The sequence below is a fragment of the Kitasatospora sp. NPDC048298 genome (assembly GCF_043201465.1).
Taxonomy (GTDB): domain Bacteria; phylum Actinomycetota; class Actinomycetes; order Streptomycetales; family Streptomycetaceae; genus Kitasatospora.
In genome coordinates this window covers 349,372-365,268 of the sequence record NZ_JBICYZ010000001.1, presented here as the reverse complement: position 1 = coordinate 365,268, position 15,897 = coordinate 349,372, and the positions used below count along the sequence as shown (strand labels likewise).

14 protein-coding genes are annotated in these 15,897 nt (G+C 70.5%); 10 read left to right on the top strand and 4 right to left on the bottom strand.

What is annotated here, in order from left to right; all coding sequences use genetic code 11:
* Positions 1–198: 198 nt before the first annotated feature.
* From ACGF0D_RS00940 to ACGF0D_RS00930, 3 genes are all read right to left on the bottom strand, one after another.
* Positions 199–1,956: an ABC transporter ATP-binding protein gene (locus ACGF0D_RS00940; RefSeq protein WP_392913414.1), complete on the bottom strand. Its 1,758-nt coding sequence runs from the start codon at positions 1,954–1,956 to the stop codon at positions 199–201.
* Positions 1,953–3,689: an ABC transporter transmembrane domain-containing protein gene (locus ACGF0D_RS00935; protein ID WP_392913412.1), complete on the bottom strand. Its 1,737-nt coding sequence runs from the start codon at positions 3,687–3,689 to the stop codon at positions 1,953–1,955. The genes ACGF0D_RS00940 and ACGF0D_RS00935 overlap by 4 nt, the downstream gene beginning before the upstream one ends.
* Before the next feature lie 73 nt (positions 3,690–3,762).
* Positions 3,763–4,041 (bottom strand): hypothetical protein, encoded by a 279-nt coding sequence (locus ACGF0D_RS00930; RefSeq protein WP_392913410.1) that lies wholly within the window; start codon positions 4,039–4,041, stop codon positions 3,763–3,765.
* 463 nt (positions 4,042–4,504) lie between these two features.
* Here ACGF0D_RS00930 and ACGF0D_RS00925 point away from each other — a divergent pair, with 463 nt between their 5' ends.
* A complete protein-coding gene (locus ACGF0D_RS00925) occupies positions 4,505–6,442 on the top strand; it encodes a BTAD domain-containing putative transcriptional regulator (protein WP_392913407.1) in 1,938 nt (645 codons plus the stop codon).
* On the opposite strand, the gene ACGF0D_RS00920 is transcribed toward ACGF0D_RS00925, so the two are convergent.
* Positions 6,429–6,785, bottom strand: a complete 357-nt coding sequence (locus tag ACGF0D_RS00920; RefSeq protein ID WP_392913405.1) for a nuclear transport factor 2 family protein — start codon at positions 6,783–6,785, stop codon at positions 6,429–6,431. The genes ACGF0D_RS00925 and ACGF0D_RS00920 overlap by 14 nt on opposite strands.
* A gap of 499 nt (positions 6,786–7,284) precedes the next feature.
* Between ACGF0D_RS00920 and ACGF0D_RS00915 the strand changes: the two genes are divergently transcribed.
* The 9 genes from ACGF0D_RS00915 to asnB all read left to right on the top strand — a co-directional run bounded on the left by ACGF0D_RS00915 (position 7,285) and on the right by asnB (position 15,819).
* A complete protein-coding gene (locus ACGF0D_RS00915) occupies positions 7,285–7,686 on the top strand; it encodes a YybH family protein (RefSeq protein ID WP_392913403.1) in 402 nt (133 codons plus the stop codon).
* Positions 7,687–7,798: 112 nt separating this feature from the next.
* A complete protein-coding gene (locus tag ACGF0D_RS00910) occupies positions 7,799–7,924 on the top strand; it encodes a hypothetical protein (protein WP_392913401.1) in 126 nt (41 codons plus the stop codon).
* A gap of 97 nt (positions 7,925–8,021) precedes the next feature.
* Complete coding sequence (locus tag ACGF0D_RS00905) at positions 8,022–9,353, top strand: cytochrome P450 (protein ID WP_392913399.1); 1,332 nt, start codon at positions 8,022–8,024, stop codon at positions 9,351–9,353.
* A gap of 269 nt (positions 9,354–9,622) precedes the next feature.
* Positions 9,623–10,219 carry a YybH family protein gene (locus ACGF0D_RS00900; RefSeq protein WP_392913396.1) on the top strand — a complete coding sequence of 199 codons (597 nt, stop codon included), beginning with the start codon at positions 9,623–9,625 and terminating at the stop codon, positions 10,217–10,219.
* 251 nt (positions 10,220–10,470) lie between these two features.
* A complete protein-coding gene (locus ACGF0D_RS00895) occupies positions 10,471–11,097 on the top strand; it encodes an isochorismatase family protein (RefSeq protein WP_392913394.1) in 627 nt (208 codons plus the stop codon).
* Positions 11,094–12,998, top strand: a complete 1,905-nt coding sequence (locus ACGF0D_RS00890) for a chorismate-binding protein (RefSeq protein WP_392913392.1) — start codon at positions 11,094–11,096, stop codon at positions 12,996–12,998. The genes ACGF0D_RS00895 and ACGF0D_RS00890 overlap by 4 nt, the downstream gene beginning before the upstream one ends.
* A complete protein-coding gene (locus ACGF0D_RS00885; protein ID WP_392871032.1) occupies positions 12,995–13,342 on the top strand; it encodes a hypothetical protein in 348 nt (115 codons plus the stop codon). The genes ACGF0D_RS00890 and ACGF0D_RS00885 overlap by 4 nt, the downstream gene beginning before the upstream one ends.
* On the top strand, positions 13,339–13,956 hold the full coding sequence (phzG, locus tag ACGF0D_RS00880) for a phenazine biosynthesis FMN-dependent oxidase PhzG (protein WP_392913390.1): 618 nt from the start codon (positions 13,339–13,341) through the stop codon (positions 13,954–13,956). Before ACGF0D_RS00885 ends, phzG begins: the two co-directional genes overlap by 4 nt.
* A gap of 30 nt (positions 13,957–13,986) precedes the next feature.
* Positions 13,987–15,819 carry an asparagine synthase (glutamine-hydrolyzing) gene (gene asnB / locus ACGF0D_RS00875; protein ID WP_392913388.1) on the top strand — a complete coding sequence of 611 codons (1,833 nt, stop codon included), beginning with the start codon at positions 13,987–13,989 and terminating at the stop codon, positions 15,817–15,819.
* Positions 15,820–15,897 lie beyond the last annotated feature (78 nt).

Below are 15,897 nucleotides of genomic sequence, written 5' to 3'. Positions count from 1 at the left end.
GTCCTGTTGAACCAACCGTTCCTTCCGTCAGTTGTTCAGGTCGAACACTCGGCGTACGGGAAGCAGAAGAGCCGGACGGCGCCAGGCCCGGTCCGGCCGGGAATCGGCCGGACCCAGCTCTGGGCCGTCTGCGGTGGTGCCGAGTGCGTGGGGTTCCGCTCCTCCTGGTCGAGAGAGGTCGAGAGGGGTGGGGCGCGCTCAGACGCCGTGCCAGGACTTCCACAGCGCGGCGTACCCGCCGCCGGCCGCCAACAGCTCTTCGTGACTGCCCAATTCGGTCACCCGGCCGCCTTCCATGACCGCGACCCGGTCCGCGTCGTGGGCGGTGTGCAGGCGGTGGGCGATGGCGATCACGGTGCGTTCCTTGAGTACAGCCGCCAGCGAGCGCTCGGTGTGCCGGGCCGTGGTCGGGTCGAGCAGGGAGGTGGCCTCGTCCAGGATCAGCGTGTGTGGGTCGGCCAGGACCACCCGGGCCAGGGCGAGTTGCTGGGCCTGCTGAGCGTCCAGACGGAGCCCACCGGCACCGAGTTCGGTGTCCAGCCCGTCCGGCAGCTCGTCCACCCAGTCGATATCGACGGCGGCCAGCACCGCGTGCAGGTCCTGGTCGGTCGCGGCGGGCGCGGCGATCAGGAGGTTGTCCCGGACGGTGCCGAGAAAGACGTGATGCTCCTGGGAGACCATGACGACCTGTCGGCGCAACTGGGCCGGGTCGAGCTCGGCGACAGGCACCTGCCCCACCGTCACCCGTCCGGTGCGGGGCGTCTCCGCCCCGGCCAGCAGCCGGCCCAGAGTGGACTTGCCGGCTCCGGACGGGCCGACGATCGCCAGCCGCTCGCCCGGACGGACGGTGAGGTCGACGCCGTGCAGGACGTCCCGCTCGCCCTGATAGGCGTACCGGACGTCGACCACGTCGATCCGGTCGTCCGCGGGCCGGCCGCCGCCGGTCACGGCCGGGGAGTCCACCTGGCCGATGCCCTCGACTCGGGCGAAGGAGGCGTTGCTGCGCTGGAGTTGGTCGAGCCAGAGCAGGACCTTGTCCAGCGGCTCGGAGAGCTTCCAGAAGTAGAGAGCACAGGCGACCACCGCGCCGGTGGTGACCGCGCCGGTGTCGCGCAGGGCGGCGCCGAGCAGCAGGATGCCGGCGACCGGGGCGATGTACGAGAACTCGACCACGGGAAAGAGGACGGTGCGCAGGTTGAGGGTGTGGGTACGGGTGACCCGGCAGTGCTCCACCGCCTCGGCCGTGGCGGCGATCCGGCGGTCCTGGAGGCCCAGGGCCTCGACGGTGCGGGCCCCTGCCGCGGTGGAGGTGAGGATCTCGATCAGCGCGGAGTTGGCGGCGCCTTCGGCGAGGTATCCCGCGTGTGCACGGTGCAGGTACCAGCGGGTGGCGAACCAGATCCCGGAGAGGCAGAGCAACCCGCAGATGCCGAGCAGCGGGTTGACCGCGAGCATGGCGACCAGGATCAGGAGGATCTGGACGAGCGCCACCGAGATCTCCGGCCCGGCGTCGCGCAGGGTGGTGCCGACGGTGGCGACGTCGGCGGTGCCGCGCGTCAGCAGGTCACCGGCGCCGGCGCGTTCGGCCACCGAAGCGGGCAGGGCGAGGGAGCGGTCGACGAACCGCTCTCGGATCCGCGCCAGAGTCCGCTCGCCGAAGCGGTGAGCGGCGTAGCGGGCGAAGCGGCCGAGGAGCAGCTGCGCGAGCGCGAAGCAGAGGATGCCGAGGGCGAGTCGGTCGACGTGTCCGACCCCGGCGCCGCCCCGGACGTCGTCGATGATCCGGCCCAGCAGCCAGGGGCCGCCCAGACCGGCGGCCGCGGCCAGTCCGTTGAGGGTCAGCATCGCGGCGACCGCACGGCCGTCCTGCCCCATCAGACGCACGGCGGCCCGGCGGACCTCGGCAGGTCCGGCAATCGGGAGCCGTCCGGGGGCGGTCTCGGTCTGAGCAGTCATCGGACGGCCTCCTCGGCGGGCGTGGACCCGGTGGCGGTTTCGCGGCGGGCCACCAGCGCGCGGTAGCCGGGCTCTGACGCGAGCAGTTCCTGGTGCGGGCCGGCCGCCGCCAGACGGCCGTCGACGAGGTAGCAGACGGTGTCGGCCTGCTCCAGGAGGACGGGGGAGGTCGAGGTGAGGGCGGTGGTGCGTCCGGTCCGCGCCCGGCGCAGCCCAGCGGCCATGGCGGCCTCGGTGTGGGCGTCCACGGCGGAGGTGGGCTCGACCAGCAGGAGCACCTCCGGGTCCGCCAGCAGGGCACGGACCAGCCGCAGCCGCTGGCGCTGACCGCCGGAGAGGTTGCTGCCCTGGGCCTGGATCACGCTGTCCAGGCCATCGGGCAGTGCCTGCACGATGTCCTCCGCCGCGGCGTCTCTGACGGCCTGGGCGATGAACGGGCCGGTGTGCTCGGACCGGCCGCCGACCACGGTGCGCAGCGTGCCGGAGAAGAAGTCGGCGTCGTTGTCCGCCACCACGATCCGGCTGCGGATCTCGGCCAGGGCGACCTCGGCGAGCGGCACGCCGCCCCAGGTCGCAGCGGATGCGCTGTACCGGCCGAGCCGGTCGACCACGGCCGCGGAATTGGTCGGGCGAGCGCTCACGATCGCGGTCAGCCGGCCCGGGACCAGTTCCACACCGGTGTCGGCGTCGTACAGGACTGATGGCTCGTCATGGGCCGGCCGGAGTGTTGCGGCGTCTTCGAAGGCGGGCTTCAGGTCGAGCATCCGGACCACCCGTCGAGCGGCCACCAGACCCCTGGTGAGGTCGTATCCGCCCTCGATGAAGTTGGAGACCGGTACCACCAGGACGGCGACGTAGCCGTAGACGGCGACCAGCGTGCCGATCGTGATGGTGCCCTCGGCGGCCATCCGGGCGGCCAGCCAGGTCACCAACGCAAGGAAGAGGGCGGGCAGGCCGACCGAGAGCGCTTGGATCCAGCTGGTCACGGCGCCGACCCGGTATCCTTCGGCCTGCAGGTTCTGCGATCCGCGCAGGTAGCGGCCGGCCATCATCTCCTTACCGCCGATGCCGTTGAGTACGCGCATGCCGCCGACGATGTCCCCGAGCCGGGCGGTCAGGGCCCCCTGCTGCTCGCGGTACTTGGACTCCGCGCCCTGGAGGCGTTCCAGCAGCGGCCCTACCACGACCGCGAGTAACGGCACCCCCAGCAGGACCACGAGGGCGAGCGGGGCGGAGACCGACAGCAGCAGCGCGGCCGCCACCAGGTACGCGACGACAGCACCGACGCCCGGGCCGGTAATCGTCAGTGTCTGGCTCATCTGCGCGACGTCGCCCACACCGATGCTGGCCACCTCGCCGGCCGTCACTTTTCGGGGCAGTTCGGCACCCAGCCGAGTGGAGTGTGCGACCACGACCTTGATGGTCCGGAAGGTGGCGTCCATCCGGACCCGCGTCATGATGCGGTGGCGCATGATGCCGAGCCATGCGTTGAGCAGCGCGGCGCCGACCAGTGCGGCCACCCAGCCGACCAGGACGCCGGTCTTCCCCCGCTGGAGCCCGTCGTCGATCGCACGCTGCATGAGGTACGGCGGCAGCAGGAGGCAGACCATCCAGAGGGTGCCGATCACCGCACCACCTGTCACCCGTCGGCGCTGACTCATGGTCAGCCACCACAGGTAACGCGCAGCACTTCGGTGATCCGGGGTTCCCGGGTCGGCATACGAATCCGTCATGAGTGAAACCCTAACCGTCTTTCCCGGTCCTTATCCAGAATTCCTTCTACCTCCCGACCGCCTGTGGCTGTAGTCACCACGGACAGGAGGTGTTCATCATGAAGAAGCAGCTTCGCGGGATCTGTGCAGGCTTCTGGAACCGGCTCGACCAAGCCGCGGGATGCCGAAGTGCGGGGGAGAAGCGTTTCCCACCGCATTCAGCTGCCCTTCGGAAAATTCGCCATGGATTATCCGGCGAGACATCCGCCAGGGATTTCTCGAACCCCTTGGACATATTGATCAGACCGGCCTCGATCGACGCCGCGAGAACGGCTGGGAGATTTCCGTCGAGATAGTCGCGGCTCGCGCCCACGCCGATGAGGATTCCCTTCCCTGCGGCCACTGCCAGGTGGAAGTTCGGCCCTGACCGCCGGGTGGGCGGACGCCACTCGATCCCGGTCCGCCGGGACGAGCCGGCCCCAGGCCTCGGTCCAGTGCCGGACGCTCCGGGTGCCCGGTCCCTCCTGCTGCTCCTGCGCCAGATCTCCGGCGCAGGACACTGGCGGTCGTTCCTCAGGTATCGCTCTGGGCTGCGGCCTCGGACGGGGCCGTTGCCGATCCGACCCGGGGCGCGCGCCCGGTGGCCGGTGAGGCCGCGTCATGGGCCCACGGTTCCGCGTTCCGAGCCGGCCGCACCGGCCACGGCACGAAGCCGGACGAGCGGCTCGACTTCGGCCGACCTGTCGCCCCGGCACATCGCGTAGCGCGAGCCGCATCCGGCGCTGATCACGCGGTCGCCCGGCTACCTGCTCCACATCGACGAGGACACGGTCGACGTGCACGTTTTCGCCCGGCAGCTGGAGCTCGGGCGCAAGAAGATGGCCAACGGCTTCCCGGCGGAGGCGGCCGCGATCCTGCGGGACGCGCTGGACCTGTGGCGCGGGGACGTCCTGGCGGATCTCGCGGAGGCCGGGATCGTCTGGCCGGAGTCGAACATCGTCGAGAACGCGCGGATCGACGCCCAGGAACTGTACTTCGAAGCCAAACTGGACTGCGGCCACCACCGTGAAGTGATCAGCGGCATCGAGAAGATGGTGGAGGCGGAACCGCTGCGCGAACGGGCCCGCGGGCTGCTGATGCTGGCCCTGTACCGGTCCGGCCGCCAGACCGAGGCGCTCGACGTCTACCACCGCACACACACCGACCTCGTCGACCGGCTCGGCCTGGAGCCCGGTCCGTGGCTGCGGGACCTGCAGCGGCGCATCCTGTCGCACGATTCGACGCTGAACGAGCTCTCCCGGGCCGAGGCCGCCGGGGAGGAACCCGAGCCGGCCGGCGGGCCGGTGGTGGTCGACGCGGGTGTCCGGCCCGCGCCGTACGAACCCGCCGACGAGGACGGGCTCGTGTACGGCCTGCTGGATGTAGCGGGCCGGCCGGGGGACCAGGCGTCCTCCCAGACGCGGTCGCACCGGCGCGAGGTGACGGTGATGATCGTCCGGACCCACGTCGGATCCGGGGCGGGGACGGGGCACCCCGTCGGCGTCGACGAGCTCCTCGACGGCATCCACACCCTGGTCAGGGCGGGCGTGGAGTGCAGCGGGGGAGAGGTCGTGGCCTCCGTGGGCTCCGCGACGATCGCCCTCTTCGACCTGGACGACCCGCGGAAGGGCGCGGCACGGGCGACCCAGCTCGCCCTGCTGCTGCGGGACAGCCTCGACGTGTCGGACGAGAACCGGCACGGGCTCACCATCCGGGCCATGGTGGCGACCGGCGACCTCCAGCGGCACTTCGACCCGGCGCCCCGCCGGAGCCGGGGCTCGGCCAACGGCACGCTGCTGGACCAGTGTTGGGAGATCTTCCCGCAGGTGCCGGTCGGCATGATCTGGGTGTCCGACCGCACCAGGTCGCTGACCCTCGACCAGGTGTCGTACCTGACCATGGCGGCCGGCAAACTGCCGTACTGGGTCGCCGAGGCGCGCTCGGTGGAATACCCGGTCGAGACCAAGCCGTTCATCGACCGGGACCACGAGATGGAGATCCTGCAGCGGACCTTCGAGCGGGTCGAGCAGCGCAGCCTTCCACACCTGGTGACCGTCCTCGGCGACCACGGGACGGGGAAGAGCCGCCTCCTGATGGAGTTCTGCCAGTTGCTGGAGGAGAAGGCCCGGACGGCTCCGCTCATCGTGAAGTACCGAGTGAGGAGGTCGGTGAGCATCGACCCGTCGGCGTTCGTCGAGCCGCTGCGGTCGCTCCACCACGAGGCCGGACCGATCCGCCCGCCCGAGGCGGCCGGTCCGATCCGCCCGGAAGCGGCGAGCGACGTGCACGAGGCGGAGGCCCTCGTGCACGCGCTCGCCCGCAAGCACCCGGTCGTCATCGCGGTGGATGACCTGCACCTCGCCGACGAGGCCACCCTCGCCTTCTTCGACGGCCTCGGCGCGGGCAGCCAGTCCGGCAGGCTGCTGATCGTGGCCTGCGCCAACGAGGACTTCCACCGCAGGTTCCCGCAGTGGGGGCTGGGCCGGCTGAACAGTACGCGGATCCTGTTGGAGCCCCTGTCGGTCGACGCCGTCGGCCAGCTCTTCGAGAACCTGATCGCGACCATCGGGGACTGCATCTCCGAGTCGACCTGGCGGACCTTCCACCGCATCTTCGGCGATCCCGGTTCCGCTTCGGCGAAGCGGGCGCGTCTGCTGCGGGCGCTTCCGCTGGTCGTCGGGACGAATTCCTTTCCCGGCGACCACGCGCCCGACGAATGGGTCAGTAGCCCTTGAAGAATCCGTACAGCCGGTTGATCCGGCCGCCCTCGAAGGTGGCGACGTCGAATCCGCTCACCACGGGTGCGCCCCCCGCGGGGCCGACCTGCCAGGAGAAATGGACGGCGTCGTGATGGGTCAGGACCGGGCCGAGGGTGAAGAGCATTCCTGTGAAGTTGCGCTGCGCCATGGCGAGGTAGTCGCCGATGGCCGCCGCGCCGTGGGCCACGATGTTCGGATCGGTGTACGTCGCGTTCGGGGTGAATACCTCTTCGATCAATTCCCGCCGGATCCGGCCGTCGGATTCGTTCCAGATCCCGATGTATTTCCCGACCAGCTGGTCGACGCCATTCCTGTCCATGAGTCAGCACCTTAGCAGTGGATGTGTGATTGATTGGGTCGTTCGGCGGAATTGCTCCGGTCGGCCGGAAGGCGGCGGGACAGCCACCTTCCGGCCGACCGGAGCGGAGCCCTGACCGGCGGGTCAGTCGGTCGGCGGCCCCGGACGGGACGGGTCACCCGAGGTCGTCGACCATGGCGAACAGGTCCTCGTCATCCGCGTCCTCCAGGTCCCTGAGCTCCTCCTCGAGCCGGTCGCGGCGCTGGTCGCGCCGGAGGTCCAGGAGGCGATCGAGCGGGCCCTGGACCCGGCCGACCGGCCGTAGCGGACGGCTTCCCGACGCCGCCGCCGTCGGGCGGTCTTTCCCCGGTAATCGCGCGCGGCACCGCACGGCCGCGCGCGATTACCGGCAGGAGACCGGATCGGGGAGTACCCGCTGATAGCGTCCGTATCAATCTGAACAGGTGCCACGGAACCGGAATGGAGAAAAGGCGTCGTGAGCGATAGTCGGTACACGCTGGTGACTGACATCGAAAAGCACCAGGAGGCGTTCGGAACAGCCTTCAACTCCGGTGACACGGAGGCGGTCAACGCGATGTACACCGACGACGCGGTCGGAATGTGGGATCCCGGATTCCCGGTCTACGGCGAGGACCGCCGGGCCTACGTGACGGAATTCCTGGCCAACCGCAAGCCCTCCGTCGAGGCGACCGTCCGCCAGCAGCTGGTGGTGGGCGACACCGCGATGCTGATCGTCGAGTGGCAGATGGAGGCGCTCGACGAGAACGGCGAGCCCGAGCACCTCGAGGGCGTGGCGATCGACGTGCTGCGCCAGGGCGAGGACGGCTACTGGCGCTACGTCGTCGACAACCCGTTCGGCGTGAGCGGCCCCTGGGACGCCGAGGACGCGCCCCAGGGCTGACCCGGCGCCGCGGGCGTGCCGCACCCGGCTCCCCGCCCGCCGCCGGTTCCGGCGAACCCCTCTTCACAACCACCGCGGCCCGCGCCGCACGAAAAAGAGTACGGAGACTCCCGTGACCACCTCTTCCCCTGCCGAGCTGTCGCCGACGCCCGGCGCGACCCCGCCGTCGGCCGTCGCCCAGCGCGTGGCCCTCCCGGCGGTCGACCGCAAGGTCTACCGGTCCATCTTCGGTCTGTGACAACAACTCAGCGGCCTTCAGATCAGAGGTAGTCATGCCGGCGCAAGAGAAATCCGCAACCGAACCTGTAGACGCGCTGTTCTCCTGGTTCCGCCAGATGCAGGGACAGCACGCGATCCACCACGACGACGAGTACGGGTGGCAGCTGTTCCGCCACGCGGACATCACCCGAGTGCTCACCGACCCGAAGACCTTCTCCTCGGACACCGTGCGGCTGTTCAACGAACCGCAGCCGGACCTCGACCTGTTCCTCACCGGGAACCTGGTCACCAACGACCTGCCCCACCACCGCAGGCTGCGTCGGGCCGTCAACCAGTCCTTCACCCCGCGCGCGGTGGCGGGCCTCGCGGAGCGGATCACCCGGACCACCGAGTCCCTCCTCGACGGGCTGTCCGGAGCGGACACCTTCGACCTGATCGACGCGGTCGCCTACCCGCTGCCGATCATCGTGGTCGCGGAGATGCTCGGCCTGCCGCCCGAGGACGTGCCGATGTACCGGGCCTGGGGCGACGCGCTGGGCGCGCTCGACGCGGCGACCGTGCCGCCGAAGGTGATGGAGTCCGAAGTCGCCCCGGCCATCCGGGAGATGAACGAGTACATCCTGGGCCACGTGCACCGACGCCGGCAGAACCCGGCCGACGACATGCTCACCGGGCTGGCGCACGCGGTCGTGGACGACGAGCCGCTCCGGGATGCCGACCTGATCGGCCTGGTCGGCCTCACCCTGTTCGCCGGACACGCGGCCTCGATGGCGATGATCGGCAACGCCATCCTCACCTTCGACCGCCATCCCGAGGCGCTGGCCGCCGTACGCACGGACCGCGGGCTGCTGCCCGGCGCCATCGAGGAACTGATGCGCCTGTACCCGCCCTTCTCCCGGATGGCGCGGGTGACCACCACCGAGACCGAGATCCGCGGGCAGCGGATCGGCAAGGACGAACTGGTCACCCTGTGGGTCGGCGCGGCCAACCGGGACACCGAGCGCTTCACGGACCCCGACCGGTTCGACATCCACCGCGACACCGGCGGGCACATCGCCTTCGGGCAGGGCATCCACTTCTGCCTCGGCGCCCCGCTGGCCCGGCTGGAGGTCGGCATCGCGCTCAACGCGCTGTTCGACCGCTACGACGACATTGCCGTGGACCACGCGGCCGGCGTCGAGTTCGAGAACCCGATGCAGATCATCTGCCCCCGGCGGCTGCCGGTCCGGCTGACCAGCAACGACATCCTGCCCCGACGAGCCATCCTCCGGCCGGAGCCGTGGAACCCGGCGCCCATCCGACGCGACAGCCGGGCCACGGGCCTGCCCGTCACCAGCCCGAGCAGCCGAAACGGTCCGCCGAACGAACCGACGGACCGTCATGAAAGATCAAGGCTGGTCGCCGACGGCGAAAATCTGCTCCGCCGGCCAGCGCCAACGGGGAATTGATCAAGAATTCCAGCTGTCGTGACGACGCATGAACCCGTGCCCGGAAGATCGAAGAACAACTCCGCACAGCACTCTCTCCGAACCTTGACAGAATCCTCTTTCTGACTGTTATATGACTGGCATCACGGGGGTTGGGATGGCAAACGGGGGCTAATGGGACCACGCCCGCCGCAGACGGATTGCGACATTCCGCTTGACGGCCGGCTGGAGGTCCGACGCCGAAGACGCGTGAGTCTTCCTGGCTGCCATCTCCGGTTTGGGGGGATGACATGAAGGCAATCCGACGGGGCTTGCCGGTCGCAAGCATCGCCATTGTGCTGGCGCTCGCGGGATTCTACAGTTCCGCTTCCGGCTGGGCCGGCACGGCAAAGGAACCGTCAATCATGAGCGAGGCGGCCGACGCCGTGACACCGGAGGACATCGACGGGGCCCGGCCCGTTGCCAGGACCCCCGCCCAGTTGCTGAAGATCCTGGGTGAGCGGATCAAGGCCAAGGACGTGGACGGGATCGTCGCCCTCCAGGAGTCCGAGGCCGCGATCGTCAACTACGACAAGTCGGTCATCAGGGGCCGCGCGGCCATCCGGGCGTTCTACGTCGAGTGGTTCAAGTCGGATCCGGTCCTCACGGTCAACCCCAAGCAAACCGTGATCGCGGGAGGAAAGCGCGCGGGTGGCGGCACAGTGCGTAACCGCACGGCGTCCATCATGGGCGAATACACCCTGGAGCAGACCAGGGCGGACGGCACCCGCGAGAGTTTCAGCGGGAATTTCTGCGACACCGTGCAGGAACAGCCAAACGGCACCTGGCTGTACGTCCAGGACAATCCTTATCCGCCGCACGGCGACGGAACGCCGGCTCACCACTGACCGCACCTCCTCGGCGGCCTTTTCCGCCGCCTGCCCGGCCCGCCGGGTGCACAACAAAAGCCTTTCCACAGTTCCCGGAATCAGGAATTCCACGAACAGCGAGTGCCGACATGTTCGAGCTCTGGAGAAAACTTGAACGCCACCTCGCTCGTAGCTTCGACAGCCCCGGTCGCCCGGCAGCGGCCCCCGTGGAGGGACCGCGCGGAACACACCGCGGATGACGTGGAGTCGCACCGGGCCGGGGAGGGACGGTGTCGGGCCTAGCGCCGATCGCGGCCTACCCGCTTCCGACGACGACGGATGACCTGCCCGTCAACACCGCGCGCTGGACCCCCGATCCGCGCCGGGCGATGCTGCTCGTGCACGACATGCAGCGCTACTTCCTCGCGCCGTTCCCGCCGGCGGTGCGCGACCCGCTGGTGCGCAACTGCGCGCTGCTGCGGGAGCGCTGCACCGCCCTCGACGTCCCGGTGTCCTACACCGCGCAGCCCGGCGGCATGACGGAGCGGGAACGCGGTCTGCTCAAGGACTTCTGGGGCCCCGGCATGAGCGTGGCCCCCGACGACCGCCTGATCGTCGCGGAGCTCACGCCCCGGCCGGCGGACGACGTGCTCACCAAGTGGCGCTACAGCGCGTTCTTCAACTCCGCCCTGCTGGCCCGCATGCGGGACCAGGGCCGCGACCAGCTGATCCTCTGCGGGGTGTACGCGCACGTCGGTGTCCTGGCCACGGCCCTTGAGGCGTTCACCAACGACATCCAGCCGTTCCTGGTCGCCGACGCCGTCGGCGACTTCTCCGCCGAGTACCACCGGCTGGCCCTCGACTACGCGGCCGCCCGCTGCTCGGTGGTCACCACCACCGAGGAGGTCTTCCGATGAACCCGTCGCAGTTGCTCGGGCGCGTCCTGGGCCCCGATCCGGGCGCCTTCGCCCTCCTGCACCGCCCCGAGAGCCTGGGCCCGGACCGGATGGACGTCCTGCTGGGCCGGATCGGCACCCCGGCCCGGCTCGCCGACATCCCGCTGGGCGACCAGCCCCGAACCCCCGGCGAGGCCCGGCACGACGCGCTGGTCCTGGTGCCCCACCAGCAGATCGCCGAGCGCGGCTTCGCCGCCGTCCCGGACGGCTCGCCGCTGCTCGCGATGACGGTGACCGACCAGGGCCGGATCGCCACCTCCGAGGTGCTCAGGCGCCTGCCGGACGAGCCGATCGCCCTGGCCGGCGGATGCTTCGACACCGACGACGAGGCCTACGCCGACACGGTGCGCGCGGTGCTCGACCACGAGATCGGCACCGGGGAGGGGTCGAACTTCGTCATCAAGCGCTCGTTCGTCGCCACCGTCACCGGCTACTCGACGCGCAGCGCGCTGAGCCTGTTCCGGCGGCTGCTCACCCGGGAGACCGGCGCCTACTGGACGTTCCTCGTGCACACCGGCACCCGGACCTTCGTCGGCGCCACCCCGGAACGCCACGTCAGCCTGCGGGACGGCGTCGCGGCGATGACCCCGATCAGCGGGACCTACCGCTACCCCCCGAGCGGACCGGTGCTGTCCGAGGTCATGGACTTCCTGACCGACGGCAAGGAGACCGACGAGCTGTACATGGTCCTGGACGAGGAACTGAAGATGATGGCCCGCGTCTGCCGGAGCGGCGGCCGGGTGGTGGGCCCGTTCCTGCGGCAGATGGCCTGGCTCGCGCACACCGAGTACGTCATCGAGGGGCACAGCGACCTCGACCCCCGGGACATCCTGCGGGAGACCCTGTTCGCCCCCACGGTGACCGGCAGCCCGCTGGAGAACGCCTGCCGGGTGATCGCCCGCCACGAACCGCGCGGCCGTGGCTACTACGGAGGCGTCGCCGCGCTCATCGGCCGCGGCGCCGACGGCGCACGCACCCTGGACTCCGCGATCCTCATCCGCACCGCCGACATCAGTGGCCCGGGCCCCGACGGCGCGGGGCGTGTCGAGGTCGGGGTGGGCGCGACCCTGGTCCGGCACTCCGATCCCGCCGCCGAGGTCGCCGAGACCCGAACCAAGGCCGCGGGCCTGCTCTCGGCACTGGGCGCCGACGAGCGGCTCGACGAGCACCCGCTGGTCCGGGAGGCCCTGGGCCGACGCAACGGGACGATCGCGCGCTTCTGGCTCAGCGACACTGCGGCGCGGACCCGGCCGCACCCGGCACTGGCCGGCCGCCGGGCCCTGGTCGTCGACGCCGAGGACACCTTCAGCGCGATGCTGGCCCACCAGCTGCGCGCCGTCGGGCTGACGGTGAACCTGGCCGGCTTCGACGCGCCCCACCGCTTCGACGACCACGACCTCGTCGTCCTGGGCCCCGGCCCCGGCGACCCGCGCGAGGCGGGCCACCCCCGGATGGCCCGCCTAACCTCGGCGATCGAGGAGCTGCTGTCCCGGCGCACCCCCTTCCTGGCCGTGTGCCTGAGCCATCAGCTGCTGTGCCGGCACCTCGGCCTGCGACTGAGACGCCGCCAGGTCCCGAACCAGGGGACCCAACGCGAGATCGACCTGTTCGGCTCACGGGAGCGCGTCGGTTTCTACAACTCCTACGCGGCCTACGCGCGGGCCGAGCAGCTGGAGTGCCCCGGCGTGGGCGAGGTGCGGGTCAACCTGGACGCCGACACCGGCGAGGTGCACGCCCTGCGCGGGCCGCACTTCAGCTCGGTGCAGTTCCACCTCGAATCGGTGCTCACCCGGGACGGAGAACGCATCCTGGGCGCGCTGCTGGCGCCGTTGACGGAAACCAAGGAGGTGCTGAACGCGTGAAAGCCACCATCTCCTGGTGGGACCTCTCCGGGTCCGACCAGACCATCGACTCCCTGCGGGGCTACCTGCGGGACGAGGGCGTGGAGCCGTGGGCCGGGATCGACGGACTTCGTCTGAAGTTCTGGATCTCCGACCGGCGGACCAACCGCTGGGGCGCGGTGATGCTGTGGGAGTCCACGGCCGACCTGACCGCACCGATGCCGCCGAACCGGGCCACCGAGCTCATCGGCTACCCGCCGACCGTCCGGATGGCGACCGAGGTCGAGGCGCTCGTGGAGGGCGTCCGCTCCGGCGGGACGCTCGACCGAGGCCTCGCCTTCGAACCCGTCGAGGAGCCGTCGTGAGCGCGTCGACCCCGCCCCCGGCGTCCGACGAGTTCGCCGCCCCGCCCGCTGAACCGATGGGCCTGCTCCAGGCCTGGTTCGACAGCGCCGTCGCGAACGCCGTCCGCGAGCCGGGCGCGCTGGCGCTGGCCTCCGCCGATGCCCGCGGCCACGCCTCGAACCGGATCGTGCAGGTGCTCGCGGTCCGCGACACGGGCCTGGTGTTCGCCAGCCACGCCGACAGCCGCAAGGGCCGGGACCTGGCCGGGACGCCGTGGGCGTCCGGGGTGCTCTACTGGCGCGAGGCCGGCCGCCAGGCGATCGTGAGCGGCCCGACCCGTCCGCTGCCCGACGGCGAGACCGATGCCTTGTGGGCCGCCCGGCCGGCCGCCGCGCACCCGATGTCGGTGGCCTCGCACCAGAGCGCACCGCTACCGGACGAGCACGCCCTGAGGGCGGAGGCCGAGCGGCTGGGCCGCGACGGCACGGCGCTGCCCCGCCCGGCCCGCTGGCTCGGCTACCTGCTGGAGCCCGCGGCGGTCGAGTTCTGGCAGGCCGCCCCGGACCGGCTGCACCAAAGGCTGCGCTACGAGCGCGACGGCTCCGGCTGGCGCGCCGACCGGCTCCAACCCTGACCGTGCCCTCCAACAGGAGAAGGTAAGTCGATGTGTGGAATCTCGGGCTGGGTCTCCTTCGACCGGGACCTGACTCAGCACCGCGCGGACCTGGACGCGATGACCCTGACCATGGCTTGTCGGGGGCCGGACGCCGAGGGTGCCTGGCTCGACCGGCACGCGGCGCTCGGCCACCGGCGCCTGTCGATCATCGACCTCGAAGGCGGCACCCAGCCGATGTCGGTGCGGACCGACGACGGCGAGGTGACGCTCACCTACAGCGGCGAGGTCTACAACTTCACCGAGCTCAGGGGTGAACTGGTCCGCCGCGGCCACCGGTTCCGGACCCGCAGCGACACCGAGGTGGTGCTCCACGGCTACCTGGAGTGGGGCGAGGCGGTTGCCGAGCGGCTGAACGGCATGTACGCCTTCGCGATCTGGGACGCCCGGGTCGAGAAGCTCGTGCTGATCCGCGACCGGCTGGGCGTCAAGCCGGTGTACTTCTACGCCACCGAGGACGGGGTGCTGTTCGGCTCCGAGCCGAAGGCGATCCTCGCCAACCCGCTGGCGGAGCGCGCGGTCGACCTCGACGGCCTGCGGGAGCTGGTCAGCTTCACCCAGACGCCGGGGGCCGCGGTCTGGTGCGGGATGCGCGAGGTGGTCCCGGGCGGCGTGGTCACTGTCGACCGCGGCGGCCTGCGCGAGCACCGCTACTGGACTCTGCCGACCCGCGTCCACACCGACGACCGGCAGACCACCGTCGACACCGTGCGCATGCTGCTCGAGGACATCGTGGACCGTCAGCTGGTCTCCGACGTGCCGCGCTGCACGCTGCTCTCCGGCGGGCTCGACTCCAGCGTGATCACCGCCCTGGCCGCCGCCCGGCTCGGCAAGGAGGTGCGCAGCTTCGCGGTGGACTTCGCCGGACGGGAGGACGACTTCGTCGCCGACGAGCTGCGGGGCACCTCGGACGGCCCGTACGCGCGCGAGGTGGCGGCGCACGTCGGCTCGCGGCACCAGGCCATCGTGCTCGACCACACGGCGATCGCAGACCCGGAGATCCGCCGCAAGGTCATCACCGCGCGGGACAGCCCGCTCAGCCTCGGCGACATGGACGCCTCGCTGTACCTGCTGTTCCAGGCGATCCGCGAGCACTCCACGGTCGCCCTGTCCGGGGAGTCCGCCGACGAGGTCTTCGGCGGGTACCGCTGGTTCCACCAGCCGGAGGCCCAGGCCGCGGAGACCTTCCCGTGGATGGCCGTCTTCGTCAGCGGCGCGAAGGCCCAGGTGTCCGACCGGTTCAACCCCGCCCTCACCGCCGCCCTCGACCTGCCGGCCTACATCCGCGAGCGCTACGCCGAGGGCGTCGCCGAGGTCGAACGGGCCGACGGCGAGAGCGACCACGAGCTGCGGATGCGGGTGATGTGCCACTTGCACCTGACCCGATTCGTCCGCATGCTGCTGGAGCGCAAGGACCGGATCAGCATGGCCGTCGGACTGGAAGTCCGGGTTCCTTTCTGCGACCACCGGCTGGTGGAGTACGTCTACAACACCCCGTGGTCCATGAAGACCTTCGACGGTCGGGAGAAAAGCCTGCTGCGCGCCGCGACCGCCGATATCCTGCCCCAGTCGGTGCTGAGCCGGACCAAAGCGCCCTATCCCGCCACTCTCGCCCCGCAGTACGCCGTATCTCTGCTACAACAGAGCAGGGAACTGCTCGCGACCGACGATCCGGTGTTCGAACTGGTCGATCGCGACCGGCTCGAACGAATTACGCGACAGGACCCGGACACGATGACCCTCGACGTCCGCAACGGCATGGAGAGGGTACTCGATCTGAGTGCGTGGCTGGACATTTACCGCCCCGAACTCCGTCTGTACTGACGGTGCCGATGCCAAGGCAATTCAGCACAGAAGAACCCATCTCACAGAAGAGGTAATCCAAGTGCCCCACACGATCGT

Coding starts and splice junctions, on each gene's coding strand:
- ACGF0D_RS00940 (WP_392913414.1), bottom strand. CDS start 1,956: ATGACTGCTCAGACCGAGACCGCCCCCGGACGGCTCCCGATTGCCGGA.
- ACGF0D_RS00935 (WP_392913412.1), bottom strand. CDS start 3,689: ATGACGGATTCGTATGCCGACCCGGGAACCCCGGATCACCGAAGTGCT.
- ACGF0D_RS00920 (WP_392913405.1), bottom strand. CDS start 6,785: ATGGACAGGAATGGCGTCGACCAGCTGGTCGGGAAATACATCGGGATC.
- ACGF0D_RS00905 (WP_392913399.1), top strand. CDS start 8,022: ATGCAGGGACAGCACGCGATCCACCACGACGACGAGTACGGGTGGCAG.
- ACGF0D_RS00900 (WP_392913396.1), top strand. CDS start 9,623: ATGAAGGCAATCCGACGGGGCTTGCCGGTCGCAAGCATCGCCATTGTG.
- ACGF0D_RS00890 (WP_392913392.1), top strand. CDS start 11,094: ATGAACCCGTCGCAGTTGCTCGGGCGCGTCCTGGGCCCCGATCCGGGC.
- asnB (WP_392913388.1), top strand. CDS start 13,987: ATGTGTGGAATCTCGGGCTGGGTCTCCTTCGACCGGGACCTGACTCAG.